Origin of the sequence: Bradyrhizobium elkanii WSM2783 (genome assembly GCF_000472865.1) — a bacterium.
In the GTDB taxonomy this organism is placed as follows: domain Bacteria; phylum Pseudomonadota; class Alphaproteobacteria; order Rhizobiales; family Xanthobacteraceae; genus Bradyrhizobium; species Bradyrhizobium elkanii_A.
Map to the genome: position 1 here is coordinate 18,663 of NZ_AXAP01000090.1, position 14,982 is coordinate 33,644.

The 14,982-nt window shown below is 63.8% G+C and carries 12 protein-coding genes and 1 tRNA gene; 1 reads left to right on the forward strand and 12 read right to left on the reverse strand.

The genetic code is table 11. The annotated features are described in order from the left end of the window. Positions 1–60: 60 nt before the first annotated feature. From YY7_RS0141420 to YY7_RS0141475, 11 genes are all read right to left on the reverse strand, one after another. A complete protein-coding gene (locus tag YY7_RS0141420) occupies positions 61–1,305 on the reverse strand; it encodes a class I SAM-dependent RNA methyltransferase (RefSeq protein WP_028168301.1) in 1,245 nt (414 codons plus the stop codon). Continuing rightward, the gene (locus YY7_RS0141425) at positions 1,298–2,050 is read right to left on the reverse strand and encodes a TlyA family RNA methyltransferase (RefSeq protein WP_028168302.1); all 753 of its coding nucleotides are present in this window, start codon (positions 2,048–2,050) and stop codon (positions 1,298–1,300) included. The genes YY7_RS0141420 and YY7_RS0141425 overlap by 8 nt, the downstream gene beginning before the upstream one ends. Then, positions 2,047–2,616, reverse strand: a complete 570-nt coding sequence (locus YY7_RS0141430; RefSeq protein WP_028168303.1) for a nucleoside 2-deoxyribosyltransferase — start codon at positions 2,614–2,616, stop codon at positions 2,047–2,049. Before YY7_RS0141430 ends, YY7_RS0141425 begins: the two co-directional genes overlap by 4 nt. Before the next feature lie 26 nt (positions 2,617–2,642). Next, positions 2,643–4,568, reverse strand: coding sequence for a 1-deoxy-D-xylulose-5-phosphate synthase (gene dxs, locus YY7_RS0141435; RefSeq protein ID WP_028168304.1), 1,926 nt, complete (start codon positions 4,566–4,568; stop codon positions 2,643–2,645). A 356-nt stretch (positions 4,569–4,924) separates the two neighbouring features. After that, complete coding sequence (locus tag YY7_RS0141440) at positions 4,925–6,223, reverse strand: SGNH/GDSL hydrolase family protein (RefSeq protein ID WP_028168305.1); 1,299 nt, start codon at positions 6,221–6,223, stop codon at positions 4,925–4,927. A 178-nt stretch (positions 6,224–6,401) separates the two neighbouring features. Next, positions 6,402–6,671, reverse strand: coding sequence for an exodeoxyribonuclease VII small subunit (locus YY7_RS0141445; protein WP_028168306.1), 270 nt, complete (start codon positions 6,669–6,671; stop codon positions 6,402–6,404). Positions 6,672–6,759: 88 nt separating this feature from the next. Continuing rightward, complete coding sequence (locus YY7_RS0141450; protein ID WP_028168307.1) at positions 6,760–7,686, reverse strand: histone deacetylase family protein; 927 nt, start codon at positions 7,684–7,686, stop codon at positions 6,760–6,762. Positions 7,687–7,884: 198 nt separating this feature from the next. Then, entirely contained in the window at positions 7,885–9,549 is a 1,665-nt protein-coding gene (locus tag YY7_RS0141455) for a bifunctional metallophosphatase/5'-nucleotidase (protein ID WP_080664070.1), read from the reverse strand. Positions 9,550–9,622: 73 nt separating this feature from the next. After that, entirely contained in the window at positions 9,623–10,384 is a 762-nt protein-coding gene (locus tag YY7_RS0141460) for an enoyl-CoA hydratase-related protein (protein ID WP_028168309.1), read from the reverse strand. 170 nt (positions 10,385–10,554) lie between these two features. Further along, the gene (locus YY7_RS0141465) at positions 10,555–11,118 is read right to left on the reverse strand and encodes a DinB family protein (protein ID WP_028168310.1); all 564 of its coding nucleotides are present in this window, start codon (positions 11,116–11,118) and stop codon (positions 10,555–10,557) included. A gap of 241 nt (positions 11,119–11,359) precedes the next feature. Then, positions 11,360–13,141, reverse strand: a complete 1,782-nt coding sequence (locus YY7_RS0141475) for an acyl-CoA dehydrogenase (RefSeq protein ID WP_028168311.1) — start codon at positions 13,139–13,141, stop codon at positions 11,360–11,362. 178 nt (positions 13,142–13,319) lie between these two features. On the opposite strand from YY7_RS0141475, the gene YY7_RS0141480 reads away from it, so the two are divergent. Beyond that, positions 13,320–13,394 (forward strand) — tRNA-Gln (locus YY7_RS0141480). Between the two features lie 139 nt (positions 13,395–13,533). Here YY7_RS0141480 and YY7_RS54525 read toward each other — a convergent pair. Then, positions 13,534–14,229, reverse strand: a complete 696-nt coding sequence (locus YY7_RS54525) for an integrase core domain-containing protein (RefSeq protein ID WP_245287597.1) — start codon at positions 14,227–14,229, stop codon at positions 13,534–13,536. Between the last annotated feature and the right edge of the window lie 753 nt (positions 14,230–14,982).

Sequence of the window (14,982 nt, forward strand, 5' to 3'; positions counted from 1 at the left end):
CACAAGGGGCGAGGGCCCATCAACTGGCATCTCCGACGTGATGCGATTTGGCTACGGCGGTCAGCGCTTGCGCGTAAATCGCGCCACCAGCTCGACGTGCGGCGTGTGGCGGAACTGATCGACAGGTGTGACGCCTTCGATCCTGTAGCCGCCGTCGATCAGGATTTTTGCATCGCGGGCGAAGGTCGCGGCGTTGCAGGACACCGCCACGACGGTGGGCACCTTGCTTGCGGCAAGCTGGGTTGCCTGCGCCTGCGCGCCCTGGCGTGGCGGATCGAACACGACTGCGTCGTAGTCGCGCAATTCCTGCGGCACCAGCGGGCGGCGGAACAGGTCGCGTGGCTCGGCTTTGACCGGCTTCAAGCCCGCCGTCGAGGTCGCGGCCTTCTGCAGGCTCGTGACAGCGCCGGCGTCGCTATCGAAGGCGGCGACCCGCGATTTCGCGGCGAGGCGCAGGGCGAACGGGCCGACGCCGCAGAAGAGATCGGCGACCTGCTTGGCGCGCTGGCAGTGATCGCTGACGAGCCGCGCCAGCGTCTCTTCGCCGGCGATTGTCGCTTGCAGGAACGAGCCCGGCGGCAGAATCACCTGGGCCGTTCCGATCATCACCGCGGGAGGGGCGCGCATCAGCACCAACTCGCCATGCCGCGTCAGCCGCGCCAGGCGATGCTGTTCGGCGATGCGCGACAGGGCGGCGATCATGGTCGAGGGCAGGGCGCCGGAGCCGCGGACGTCGACATCAAGGCCATTGAGGGTTGCAGTCACCTGGATGTCGAGCGGCTTGCCCATCGCTATCAACGGCTCGGCGATCGCCCAGGCTGCGTCGAGCGCGCCGCTGAGACCCGGATCGAGGATCGGACAACGATCGACGGGGATGATGTCGTGGGAACTTGCCGCGGCGAAGCCGACCTTGCGCACCTCATGCGTGCCCATCCGCGCGTGAAGCGTGATGCGGCGGCGCCCGAGGCCGTGGGCGTCGATCAGCGGGGCGACCTCGGCCGCAACCTTGGCCTGCGCCAGCGCCTCGACGACGAGCTCGCGCTTCCAGGCCTGGTAGCTTTCATGATCCCAATGCTGGATCGCGCAGCCGCCGCAGACGCCGAAATGCGGGCAGAACGGCGCGATGCGTTCGGGACTGGCGCGCTCGACCTGGAGCAATCGACGCCGGTCGGGATGGCCGGGAACGCTAGCCGCCTCGATCGTCTCGCCGGCGAGCGCATAAGGCACATAGATCGCCTGGCCGTTCTCCATCGCGACGCCGTCGCCGCGATGGCCGACATGGTCGATCACGAGCCGTTCAGCCACGGCGCGCGCCGAGGAAGAATTCGATGTTGCCGTCGCCGCCGGTGATCGGGGACGGAAAGACCTGGATATCGGTGCAGCCCTGGGCAGCGGCAAAGGCCGCGATGTCGTCGCAGATTTCCTGATGTACCATCGCGTTGCGGATGATGCCATGCTTCAAATGCTTTCGCTGGGCCTCGAATTGCGGCTTGATCAGCGCGAGCAGGTGCATCGGCGCTGCCGCGAGCGACAGCGCGACCGGCAACACCAACTTCAGCGAGATGAAGCTGACGTCGATGACGACGACGTCCGGCCGCGCCGGCAGGCGCTTGCCCTCGAACGAGCGGATATCGGTCTCTTCCATCGACACGACCCTGGGATGGCCCTGCAGCGAAGGATGCAATTGGCCGTGCCCGACGTCGATGGCAAACACTAGGCTGGCGCCATTGGCGAGCAGCACCTCGGTGAAGCCGCCGGTCGAAGCGCCGACATCGAGGCAGACGTGACCTTCGATGTCTACAGGATATTGTTCCAGCGCCCCGGCCAGCTTCACGCCGCCGCGCGAAACATAGGGGTGCGCGGGCTCCGCCGACAGCGTCGCATCGGACGCAAGCGTATCGGAGGGTTTCGCCACCTGTTTGCCGTCCGCGATCACGAGCCCGGCTTCGATCGCCGCGCGCGCCCGCGCCCGGCTCTCGAACAGGCCGCGCTCAACCAGCAGCACATCCGCGCGCTTGCGCGGGGCATGCTCGCTTTCGCTTTTCTTCATCGGCTTCGACCCGTCTTTCGCCCGTGGTCTGCGGCAAGGCGGACGCAGGCCTCGAAGCAGGTGAGGTCGTGCCAGATATCCGCAGGTGCAGCCTTCGGCGTCACGAGCGGGCAGCCGTGCAGGTCGAGGGCGTGCATCATCATCAGATTGTCGGGCAAGCCAAACTCTTCCACAGTGAGGCCGTGTCCATCGGCAAGGCGGCCGTCGGGCAACGTCGTCACTTCATATAGGCGCGCAACGCGAGTTGCATATGACGCGGGGTCGTTCGAATAGCCCAAGCACAATTTGCCGCGCCCCGCCATGTAGCCGAGCTCATAGACGGTGCCTGCGTCGGCACTGGGGCCACGAAACGGCGTCAAATTGGCGATGACGGCATCGGCCGCCTCCATCATCGCCTCGTTGCCCTTGAAGATGATGAGGGAAGCGTCTAGCGCCGACAGATCGACCGCGTTGTCGAGCGGATAGAGGCCACTTAAGCCGTACCGCGTGCAAAGCTCGGCCTTGCGCCGTCCAATTTCCATCGCATCCGGCAGGAACACGTCGGGACCTGCCAGATAGATCTTCATCGCGGAATCCGCAGGCAAGCCTGAGGTCAGGCGAGCTTGACGGTCTCGGTCTTGAAATCCTTGCCGAGGGTCTCGAACACCTTGGCGACGATGCTCTTGGCGTCGAGGCCTGCCTGCGCATACATCGCCGCCGGCGTGTCGTGATCGAGGAACACGTCGGGCAGCACCATCGAACGCATGCGCAGACCGCCGTCGAGCATGCCGTGCTCGGCGAGGAGCTGCATCACATGCGAGCCGAAACCGCCGATCGAGCCTTCCTCGATGGCGATCAGGATTTCGTGGTCGCGCGCGAGCTTCAGGATCATCTCTTCGTCGAGCGGCTTCATGAAGCGCGCATCTGCGATCGTGGCGGAGAGGCCATGCGCCGCCAGCTCGTCGGCGGCCTTCTCGCATTCGGCGAGGCGGGTGCCGAAGGAGAGCAGGGCGACCTTCTTGCCTTGGCGGATGATGCGGCCCTTGCCGATCTCAAGGGGGATGCCGACTTCGGGCATTTCGACGCCGCGGCCTTCGCCGCGCGGATAGCGCACCGCGCTCGGGCGGTCGTTGATCGCCACCTGCGTTGCGACCATGTGCACGAGCTCCGCTTCGTCAGAGGCCGCCATGATGACGAAGTTCGGCAGACAGCCGAGATAGGCGTTGTCGAACGAGCCGGCATGGGTCGCACCGTCGGCGCCGACCAGGCCGGCGCGGTCGATCGCGAAGCGGACCGGCAGGCTCTGGATCGCGACGTCATGGACCACCTGGTCATAGCCGCGCTGCAGGAAGGTCGAGTAGATCGCGCAGAACGGCTTGTAGCCCTCGGCGGCAAGGCCGGCCGCGAAGGTCACGGCATGCTGCTCGGCGATGCCGACGTCAAACGTGCGGTTCGGGAACGCCTTGTTGAAGATGTCGATGCCGGTGCCGGACGGCATCGCGGCGGTGATGCCAACGATCTTGTCGTCCTTCTGGGCTTCCTTGACGAGGCTCTGACCGAACACGTTCTGGTAGGCCGGCGCATTTGGCTTGGCCTTGCTCTGGGTGCCGGTGGCGACGTCGAACTTGACCACGGCGTGATACTTGTCGGCGGAGGCTTCTGCCGGGCCGTAGCCCTTACCCTTCTGCGTCACGACGTGGACCAGGATCGGGCCCGTATCCATGTCGCGGACGTTCTTCAGGACCGGCAGCAGGTGGTCGAGGTTGTGGCCGTCGATCGGACCGACATAATAGAAGCCGAGTTCCTCGAACAGCGTGCCACCGTCCATCATGAAGCCGCGGGAATATTCTTCGACGCGGTTGGCGCGGTTGGCCAGCACCTTCGGCAGATGCTTGTTGATCTGCTTTGCCGCCTCGCGCAGCGAGCGGTAGGTCTTGCCCGAATAGAGCCGCGACAGATAGGCGCTCATCGCACCGACCGGCGGGGCGATCGACATGTCGTTGTCATTCAGGATCACGATCAGGCGCGAATTCATGGCGCCGGCATTGTTCATCGCCTCATAGGCCATGCCTGCCGACATCGCGCCGTCGCCGATCACGGCGATCACGTTGTTGGTGCCGCCGGAGAGATCGCGCGCCACCGCCATGCCGAGCCCGGCGGAGATCGAGGTCGAGGAATGGGCGGCGCCGAACGGATCGTAGTCGCTCTCGCTGCGCTTGGTGAATCCGGACAGGCCGCCGCCGGTGCGGAGCGTGCGGATGCGGTCGCGCCGGCCGGTCAGGATCTTGTGCGGATAGGCCTGGTGGCCCACGTCCCAGATCAGCCGGTCGCGCGGGGTGTCGAAGACATAGTGGATCGCGGTGGTCAGCTCGACCACGCCGAGCCCGGCGCCGAAGTGGCCGCCCGTCACGGAAACCGCGTCGATGGTTTCCTGCCGAAGCTCATCGGCGACCTGCCGTACCTGCTCCACCTTGAGCCGGCGCAGGTCGTCGGGCGTGCGGATTGTGTCGAGAAGCGGCGTCTTACTGTATGTGGTCACAGCGATATTCCAGTTCTTGAGGTCAGGGCCAGCGGCCCGACCGGAGATGGGGGCGCATCGATTGCGCCGTGAGAGTCCAGACGCCAGTTGCCGCCTTGGCAGGCCGGCGCCTGATTTGAAAGCCTAGATGCACTCCGGATCGAACCACGTGATATGCATCACGCTGGTAACTGCACCCGTCCCGGTCATTTTTTCAGCCCTTTAAGAGGTATCCGCTGCCGCCAAATCTGCGGCAAGCTGCCCCCAAACAGCCATAGAACGGCAAGCTTTACACCAAAGCCGACGGCAAAGCCAAGCCGCCCAGCGGCTGGGTTCCCGGGGGAGCCCAAGCGGGGGAATTGAAAAGTCTACGGTTTTTAACCGTGCCGGCGGGCGGAAGGTTCCAGCTCAAGCAAATTCCCGCCAGGCGTTGCCTCCGCGCCGCACATCTCGATCTGGCGCCAGGCCTGCTCGCGGGCAGCCGGATTGCCGGTCGCAATCTCCAGGGCAGCCTCCGGAAACGCCATCCGCTCCTTCAGCGGCACCGGACCGCACACGATCATGAAAAAATCGTAAGGATGCGGGCGTTGATTGGCCATCACGAACTGAAAATGCACCCGGAAGAACTGCCAGCGGAAGGTATTATAATGCTCCGGCTTCACGATGTCGCGGAAGCGGACCGGCACAATGGTCGGATTGCGCCTGGTATCGCCGAGTTCGATGCCGTGGCTCGAGATCGGATCGAACTGGTAGAAGTTCATCACGTCCTTGCGGGCCTGGCAGTCGATCCATTCGATCGAGGGTTCCAGCGCCAATTGCCGCAAATGGTCGCGAAAATCCTGCGATACCTTGTGAAAGCCGACAATCGGAAGATTGCCGCCAATGGTGAACAGCACCACGCGAGGGCCGTGGCGGCCCAATGACGGGTCGAGCCTCAGCGCCCGCGCCAGGATCTCGGTCCCTAAGAACGATCCCGAGCTGTGGCCGACCAGCACGATCTCGTCGGCATCGCTGCTGCGCGCGATGTTGACGAGGTGCCGTGCAAAACGGTCGATGCGCTCGTCCCACTCCGGACGCCGTCGATGCGAGAACTCCCAGGTCCAGATCGTGTCCGACAGGAGATAGAGCACGTAAGTGTTGTTCTCGGTGTATTTCAGCATGGTGCCGAGCACGGCCACGAAGATCGTGGTTGCCGCGGCAACACTGAAGAGATCGGGGACGCCGATCGCACTAAGCCCCTTTTCGAACACGAACGCGACTGCCGCAGCGCACAACGCTTCCAGCAGCAGCACGACGTGCGGATAGGTGATGAACGCCGTGAAACGCCAGTTCGCCCGCGTGAACCGGGCGATCGTGCCGGTGAAGACCAACCCCCAGTAGATCCAGAGGGCATGAAACACGGTGCGCCAGATCGGCGCGGCGAGGTCGCGCTGGATGAAATCCTCGAACCGCAGGAAATCGTAGGACGTGCGGGTCTGCCAGTCGGCCGCCTTGGTCTCAATGGTCCAGGACGCGATCTCGTCGTCGTCGGCAACCTTCGGCCGGCTCATGGTGGCCGATAACTGGTAGAGACGGCTGAATTTCCGCAGTTCGGTCCTGAACATGCGGTAGTATTGCGCAAGGCCGCGCGGATCGTATCCCTGGATATAAATGATATGGCGGTGCCGAACGCGCACTTACTGTCCCCAGATGAGATCGGGACTATAGCAGCCAGCGCGATGCGCCAAGAGCTATTTCGGCCGACTCTGGGGAAGACCGGCAGATTCGCCTGAACCTGCTGCCCGATTGCGACGCCACGTCGCGGTTAGATCATGATCCGATCGGACGGCATCGATCCATTTCTCGGATCATGCTCTATTGCACGTCGAGCGGCTCGGTTCCCGTGGCCTGGCCGCTGGCGTCGGTCGTGATCTTGTCGACGCGCGCCTCGGCCTGCCGCAGCAGTTCCTCGCAGCGGCGCTTCAGCGCCTCGCCGCGTTCATAAATCGCGACCGATTCCTCAAGTGGCACCTTGCCGTCCTCAAGCCGTTTGACGATCGATTCAAGTTCCTCCATCGCGCGTTCGAAGGAGAGCTTCTTGACGTCGACCTTGTTGTTTTCGACTTGAGTGGTGTTTTCTGCCATTTACTCGCGTTCCCATTCGCGTTTTTCGGCTGCGCCGTTCCCAGCGCAGAATCAAAGCAATTCTCTGCGGAAGTAATGTGGCGCCGATTTACGCGCCCATCAATGCGGTGACATGCGCGGCCACCGACTCTTTCAATCCCTGCAGATCATAGCCGCCTTCGAGCACGGAAACCACCCGTCCGCCGGCGTGCCGATCGGCGAGATCCAGAAGCTTGTGCGTCACCCAGCCGAAGTCGTCGGCCCTCAGGTTGAGCGAGGCGAGCGGATCGCGGTAATGCGCATCGAAGCCGGCGGAGATGATGACGAGCTCGGGGCCGAATTTTTCCAATTGCGGCAGGATCAAATTGTCGAACGCCGAGCGGAATTGCGCACCGCCATCTTCGGGCGCGAGCGGTGCGTTGACGATGGTGTCGTGCTCGCCGCGCTCGCCGCGGCTGCCGGTGCCCGGAAACAGCGGCATCTGGTGCGTCGAGCAATACATCACGGTCGGATCGGCCCAGAAGATATCCTGGGTGCCGTTGCCATGATGAACATCGAAATCAACCACGGCGACGCGGCCGATGCCGAACTTGCGCTGGGCGTGGCGCGCGGCAATCGCGGCATTGTCGAAGAAGCAGAAGCCCATGGGACGGCTGGCTTCGGCATGATGGCCGGGCGGCCGAACCGCGACGAAAGCATTCGGATGCTCGCCCGACATCACCGCATCGGTAGCCGCAACGGCGCCGCCGACGCCGCGCATCACCGCTTCCCAGGTGCCCGGCGACATCGAGGTGTCGCCATCGATGTAAACCAGGCCGGAGGTCGGAGCGATGTGGCGGAGCTCGCCGACATAAAGCTCGCCATGGCAGAGCATGACGGAATCGAGGCCGCCTTCCGGCGCTTCACCGCGTGCGAGCGGTGCGAACCGCTCCTCACCGAGCACCTCGGCGACCGCACGCAACCGGTCGGGGCGTTCGGGGTGGCCTGATGGTGTCAGGTGGTCGAGGCAGGCGGAATGCGTCAGAAGAAGGGTCATGCAGGTTTCCAGCGCATTCGCTGCGCGTTCTTGCGAGTAAGCCTCTATTTAGGCGCTTGGCGCCCACCGCGAAAGCCCTCTGTGGCTTTCGTAGCCCGGGTGGAGCGCAGCGCAACCCGGGAAACCCGTGCGATTTGCCGTGTGCTGATCGAAGATCCCGGGTTGCGCTTCGCTCCACCCGGGCTACGGGCCTGTGGGTCAGTTGATCCGCTGGATCCGGTTGCCGGGCGCGGACCCAACCGGGCTGTTCGCCTGGAAATAGGCCTGGAGCGCATCGACATCATAGGGGCCGGTCAGCGGTGCCTGACCTTCTTTCAGCACGGTGAAGCCGTCGCCGCCGAGCGACAGGAAATTGTTGACCGTCACCCGATAGGTCGCGGCGGGGTCGATCGGCACGCCATTCAGCGTCATCTTCTCGGCGATGATGCGCTCGCCGTCACTCTTGTTCGCATCCCAGGCGTAAGCGAACCCCTTCGACACCTGCAGGATCCGCGGACGCTTCGGGTCAAGCCATTGTTGCTCGAGCGTGTCCTTGATCTGCTTGCCGGTGAGCGTCAGCGTGATGAGCTGGTTGCGGAACGGCTGGCTCGAGAACAGGTCGGCATAGGTGACGGCGCCGTCCTCTCTCCGCGCAATATCGGTGCGGACGCCGCCCGGATTGGTGAAGGCGATCACCGCGCCGCCTTTTTCCGGCGCCGTCGTCGCGGCGAGCTGGGCGTCAGCAATGATGTCACCGAGCGCGCTTTCGCCTGCCTCGTTCGGCACGCGCGACAGCGTTTCCGTGACCGAGCCTGCCGGACGGTCGGCGATCGGTGCGGCCAGCCGGTCGTAGGCCTCGATCAGCGCGCTCTGGCTCGCGTCCTTGGCCAGCGTCTGGCTGCGGACGATGGTGTTCTCGGCCTTGGCGCTGATGACGTCGCGGGTCTTGGGATCGAGCTTGAGGTCGATCGCGGTGACGAGCGTGCCGTATTTGTCGCCGGAAGTGACGAGCCGGCCGTCGATGTCGCAGACATAGGCCTGGTGGGTGTGGCCGGAGATCACGACGTCGACCGCGCGATCAAACCTCTTCACGATGTCGACGATCGGGCCGGAGATGGAGGGGCATTCGTTGTAGTCGCCGGTCGGCAGGCCGCCTTCATGGATCAGGACCACGATCGCCTCGACGCCGCGCGCCTTCAGTTCCGGAACGAGCGCATTCACCGTCTCGGCTTCATCGCGGAATTCGAGGCCGGCGGCGCTCGCCGGCGAGATGATGTTCGGCGTGCCCCTCAGCGTCAGCCCGATGAACGCGACCGGGATGCCCTCGAATTGCCTGATCTCGTAGGGCGGAAACACGGTCTTGCCGGAGGCCTTCTCGAAGGTGCTCGCGGCGAGATAGTGGAATTTGGCGCCGGGGAAGGGATGAGGACCGCGGCACTTCTCGGTTGGATGGCAGCCGCCGTTCTGCATTCGCCGCAGTTCGTCGATGCCCTCGTCGAATTCGTGGTTGCCGACGGAGGCGACCTCGAGCCCCATCATCGACAGCGACTCGATGGTCGGCTCGTCATGGAACATCGCCGACAAAAACGGGCTCGCGCCGATCAGGTCGCCGGCCGCGACGAAGATCGTGTTCTTGTGTCCCTCGCGGAGCTGCCGCACCAACGTCGCCATGTGCTCGGCGCCGCCGGCGGGCATGACGATCTTCTTCGCTTTGTCGTCGGGATCGCTGATCCGGATGCCGCCCGGCGACGGCCGCAGATAGCCGTGGAAATCGTTGATCGCGAGGATGCGCAGATCGACGGGCGAGGCGGTTTGGGCCTGGCAAGGTGCAAGGGCAAATCCAGCCATCAGCGCCAGCGCTGCGAGGATGTGATGGGTTCTCATGGGGTGAATATGGAGAGGCGCGGCAACGATTTTGCGACGTTCCGGTTCAATTTTGCTTGCGCGCAAAGCCGGTTCAATTCTGCTTGCGCGCAAAGAATGCCTTGAAGGCAGAGACTGCTTCCTTGGAGCGCATCCGCTCGCTGAACAGATGAGCCTCCTGGTCGATGCGGCGGGTCATATCTTCCGGCGGGAGTTTGATCAGCTTGCGGGCGATTGCGACCGCGTCGGCCGGCAGCGCGCAGATCTCGCGCGCCACTTTCCGCGCTTCCGTTTCGGTATGGCCCGGAGCCACCACCGCGTTGACGAAGCCGGCGATTCGGGCGTCGTGGGCGTCCATGGTGCGGCCCATCACCAGCATCTCGAAGGCGCGCTGGTGTCCCATCGTGCGCGGCATCAACAGGCTCGAGGCGCCCTCGGGCACCAGCCCCAGATGGATGAACGGCGTCGCGAAGGTCGCCGTGCTGCTGGCGAGCACGTAGTCGCAGTGGAACAGCATGGTGGTGCCGATGCCGATCGCGACTCCGTCGACGGCGGCGATGATCGGCTTCACGTTGTGCGCCAGCGAGTAGAGGAACTTGACCGCGGCGGCGGTGCGCACCGCGTCGGGATTGGCAGTGGCCTGCTTCAGGAAATCCTCGACATCATGGCCCCCGGTGAACACGCCGGAGCCGCCGGTGATGATGAGGCAACGGATATTCGGATTGTTCTGCGCGGTGTCGATCGCATCGCTCATCGCGCGATACATCTCCTCGGTGATCGCGTTCTTCTTCTCGGGCCGACGCATCGTGATCACGCGCGTTGCGGCTTCGTCTGATACGATGAGGTGCCCGGTCATCAAGCGGTCCCTTGCGGAGGCGGCGCCATTGCCGCCGGCGAACACCTCGCTATCCTACATGATCTCCGCCCGGCTCCCAATGTCCCTCACGGCTTTCCCACGCCCTTGTCATTCCGGGGTGCGTCAGGATCACGCAGGCGCGGAATGTATCGGGCGGCCGGAGCCGACGATCACGATCGCCACACGGTATCCTCGGTCCAGCCAAGGCTCGCAAACTCGGCGGCCCTGAGGGGGGCTTCTCCGGCTGAAAAGAACTCGTCGAGCTGAGGTGGCTCGATCGCCGTTCCAGACAGCATCGCGTGCGCCTGGCCGCGATGGTGGATCTGGTGCTGGAAGAGATGCATGAGGAGGCGGTCACAGCGTTCGGTCTGTACGGACGTGCCGCGATTGACCCGCACGATCTCGTTGAGCAACTCGGGCGTCAGGCCGTCACAGATCGCAATCAAGCGCTTGTCGACGATCGCTTGAGCGCGCTTCAGCTCCGCAACGGTTCGACATGGCACCTCGTTTTCCCAGGCCCGCGGTCCGAGCCATCCGCCTTCGAGCGCGTCAACGTAGAACAGATCGATGACGTAGACGTGGTTCAAGGTCCGCTGCAGGCTGGGAAAGAAACCCGTCCGCTCGGCCGCAAAATCCTCCTGGCTGAGATTTTTGCAGGCCGTGAGCAGCCGATAATTGGCCCACGCGTTGTTGTAGGCGAAAGCGCGATAGGTCTGAACAAATCCGGTGGGCACGTTTGTTCCCTCACTTGATGGCATCGCTTGGAAGGACTCGTATGCGCGCGACTATCCTGTATCCCGCGACAGCCCACGGCAGGTTGATCGGAAGCTCGTCCGCGCTCACGCCCGTCATTCCGGGATGTGTGCGCAGCACGCAGGTCCGGAATCCATCGGGCTACAGGCGCAGGCGGAGAAATGGATTCCGGGCTCGCGCTTTGCGCGCCCCGGAATGACAGAAAAAATGCGGATGCGCCGCTTACCCCAACAGCACCGCGTCTGCGCCGTTGATGGCCTCCGCGCTGTCGGTGACCGTCTTCTCGAGCGATGGTGCCTGGACGGTGACGTTCTCGGCGAAGAAGCGGGCCAGCGCGATATAGCGCTGCGGATCGCCGGCCTCGTCGCCGCTTTTCACGGCGAACGCTTCGCCGGCCAGCATGCAGCCGCCGAGCGTCGCGCCGAACAGGCGCAGGTAAGGCGTGGCGCCGGCAAGCGCATCGTTTGGCGCCGAGGCGAGGCGCTCGAGCAACCAGCGGCTGCTGCGTTCGAGGGCGCCGAGCGCATCGCGCAATTTGGCGCCGGTGGTGCCGAACGCGGGATCGTTGGAAGCTTCCACCTGCTTGACGATCGCGGAGAGCTCTTCGAGCAGCGCCCAGACCGAGGCGCCGCCATTGGCCGCGAGCTTGCGGGTGACGAGGTCGATCGACTGGATGCCGTTGGTGCCCTCATAGATCGCGGTGATGCGCGCGTCGCGATAGTGCTGGGCCGCGCCGGTCTCCTCGATGAAGCCCATGCCGCCATGCACCTGCACGCCGAGATAGGCGACCTCGTTGCCGACGTCGGTGGAGAAGGCTTTCGCGATCGGCGTCAGCAGCGCGCCGCGCGCGGCCGCATCGCTGCGCACCATCGGATCCTTCGCGCGCGTGGAAATGTCGAGTGCGACCGCAGTCGCATAGCAGATCGCGCGGGCGGCTGCCGTCATGGCGCGCATCTGCATCAGCATGCGCTTGACATCGGGATGCGCGATGATCGGATCCGAGCTCTCGCTCTTGCTGCCGACGGCGCGGCCCTGGCGGCGTTCCTGGGCATAGGCGAGCGCCTGCTGGTAGGCGCGGTCGGCAAGGCCGACGCCTTCGAGGCCGACCGCGAGCCGGGCCTGATTCATCATCGTGAACATGCATCGCATGCCCTGGTTCTCTTCGCCGATCAGATAGCCGATGGCGCCGCCATGGTCGCCCATGGTCATGGTGCAGGTCGGGGAGGCGTGCATGCCGAGCTTGTGCTCGACGCCGGAGGGATAGATGTCGTTGCGTGCGCCGAGCGAGCCGTCGGGATTGACCAGGAATTTCGGGATCAGGAACAGCGAGATGCCCTTTGTGCCCGCGGGCGCATCGGGCAGGCGGGCGAGCACGAAATGAACGATATTGTCGGTCATGTCGTGATCGCCATAGGTGATGAAGATCTTGGTGCCCTTGATGCGGTAGGTGCCGTCACCGGCGCGGTCGGCGCGGGTGCGCAGCGCGCCGACGTCGGAGCCCGCCTGCGGCTCGGTGAGCTGCATCGTGCCGGTCCACTCGCCGGAGACGAGCTTGGCAAGGTAGATTGTCTTCAGCTCTTCGCTGCCATGGGCGTCCAGCGCCTCGATCGCGGAGAGCGTGAGCAGCGGGCAGAGGCCGAACGCCGAATTCGACGCGCTCCAGATCTCGGTGCAGGCGGCATTGATCACGAGCGGCAAGCCTTGGCCGCCGAAGGCTTCCGGGCCCGACACCGCGTTCCAGCCCGCGGCCGCCCAGCGCTGATAGGCGTCGGGCCAGCCCGGCGCGGTCGTCACCTTGCCGTCCGCGAGTTTGACGCCGTTCTGGTCGCCAATGCGGTTGAGCGGCGCCAGCACGTCGCTTGCGAACTTGCCGGCTTCCTCCAGCACCGGCTGGGCGATGTCGCCGTCGAAATCGCCGTAATGGCCGGCGGCGAGGGCGGCCTTCAGTCCAGCACCATGGTTAAGGGCGAGCAGGATGTCGTCGATCGGCGCGCGGTAGGTCATGGCGTTACTCCCCGAGGGAACATTGGCGTCGTCTTCCCACGAAACCATGCTTCCCTCAACCGTCCGGATAACCGAATTGAGGGGGAGAAACGGTTGAAATGGTCCGACTCCCTCTGTAGACCGGCGTTGCCAGACCGAGGGGGCTGCGGCTATGTTCCGCGCCTTCCGGACCTGACATTGGGGCGTAGCCAAGCGGTAAGGCAGCGGATTTTGATTCCGCCATTCGGAGGTTCGATCCCTCCCGCCCCAGCCACAGACAACGCGCTGATTTTGTTATGAAAACGGCCTTGTTTAACGCAGAATTTTCCGCGCATTTGGAAATTCCGTTTGCCTCCCATTTGGAAATTCTGTGCTGGTTTCGTTTTTGGTCGAAGGCCGTATGTACCGAAGACTTAAGCTCGGGCGTAGTGGTGATGAAGTCCGCCCAGGATGGCGCGTGAACTGATCGCACCGGTTCGGTGAACCGGGCGAGAAATCGGCGCGTCCTTGTTCAAGGATCGATGCGTTCTGACGTTATTGTAATAGTCGGCGTAGGATTGCAGAACCCGACGCAGATGCGCCTCGCCCAAAACAATGACGTGGTCCAAACACTCACGCCGGATCGATCCGATCAGCCGTTCAGCAAAGCCATTCTGCCAAGGCGAGGCTGGTGCGGTAGGCTTGTCCCGGATGCCCATGGCTCGCAATCGGCGCGTGACGACGCTGCCATAGATCCGGTCGCGATCATGGATGAGGTAGTGCGGAGCCTTATCCCAAGGAAATGCCTCCGTGATTTGACATGCAACCCATTCCGCCCTCGGATTTGCTGTGACGTTGATCCAGACCAGGTCTCTGCGGTCTAGTCGAACAATGACAAATGCATAGAGCAGGTCGAAACCGATGGTCGGAACAGCGAACAAATCCATGGCGGCAATGTCCGGCGCGTGATTACGCGAGAAGATCCGCCATCCCTGGCTGGGTGGCCCGCGTCGCTTCACCATGTACTTGGCGACGCTGGACTGCGCGACCTCGAACCCGAGCTTGAGCAGTTCGCCGTGGATGCGTGGCGCGCCCCAAAGCGGATTTTCGACGCTGATCCGCCGGATCAACGCGCGCAGCCTCGTGTCGATCGGCGGCCGCCCCTCCGATCGGGCGCGACTTCCAACGCCAATAGCCGGAAGCCGGCCCGGTGCCCCGCACGACCGTCTCGGGCCGGATGATCGTGAGGACCTGCAAGATCGATGGATACCAGCGATACAGCTGAATGAAGAACCAGCGATCATCGTTGGTGAGCCGGACACGACCCCGCATCTTACGCCTCAAGACAATCAGCTGATGTCTGAGCGCCGCATTCTCTGCTTCAAGTCGGCTCTTCGACTTGAGGGGCGAAGCCAAGACGGCCAGCACGAAACAGAGCGGCCCGATCATTCCGCCAGCTTAGGCGATTCCATTACGTCATCAACCCGGATAAAGTTTTCGGTATACACAGGGCTAGAAATATAGCGTCCCGGCGGCGTTCATCTCACTGGTGCCCTGAAATCCCAGTACCGTCATCCTAACAAGGCGCTATTGGGGTTTGTGTATGAAATGGCACACACTCGATGGCCAAAAGGGAGCAGCCCGGCCCAGGGGACAAATCCGGACCGAGCTGCCTGGGGCGCTACGCACGTGGATCCTGCGTGCGACCATTCAACGTTTCCACAAATGGACTGTTCCGCGTGGCCTCGCTTGCCGTGCCGACGGGCAANAAGAACTTCGTTCTCGGACGAAGAGACTACGGGGCCCAGAGCCGGAGAAAACCAGCTCGCCCCGGGCATGGACCGAGCTGTCAGGGGGCAGGGTGCAGGCGGCTTTTTCTTGCC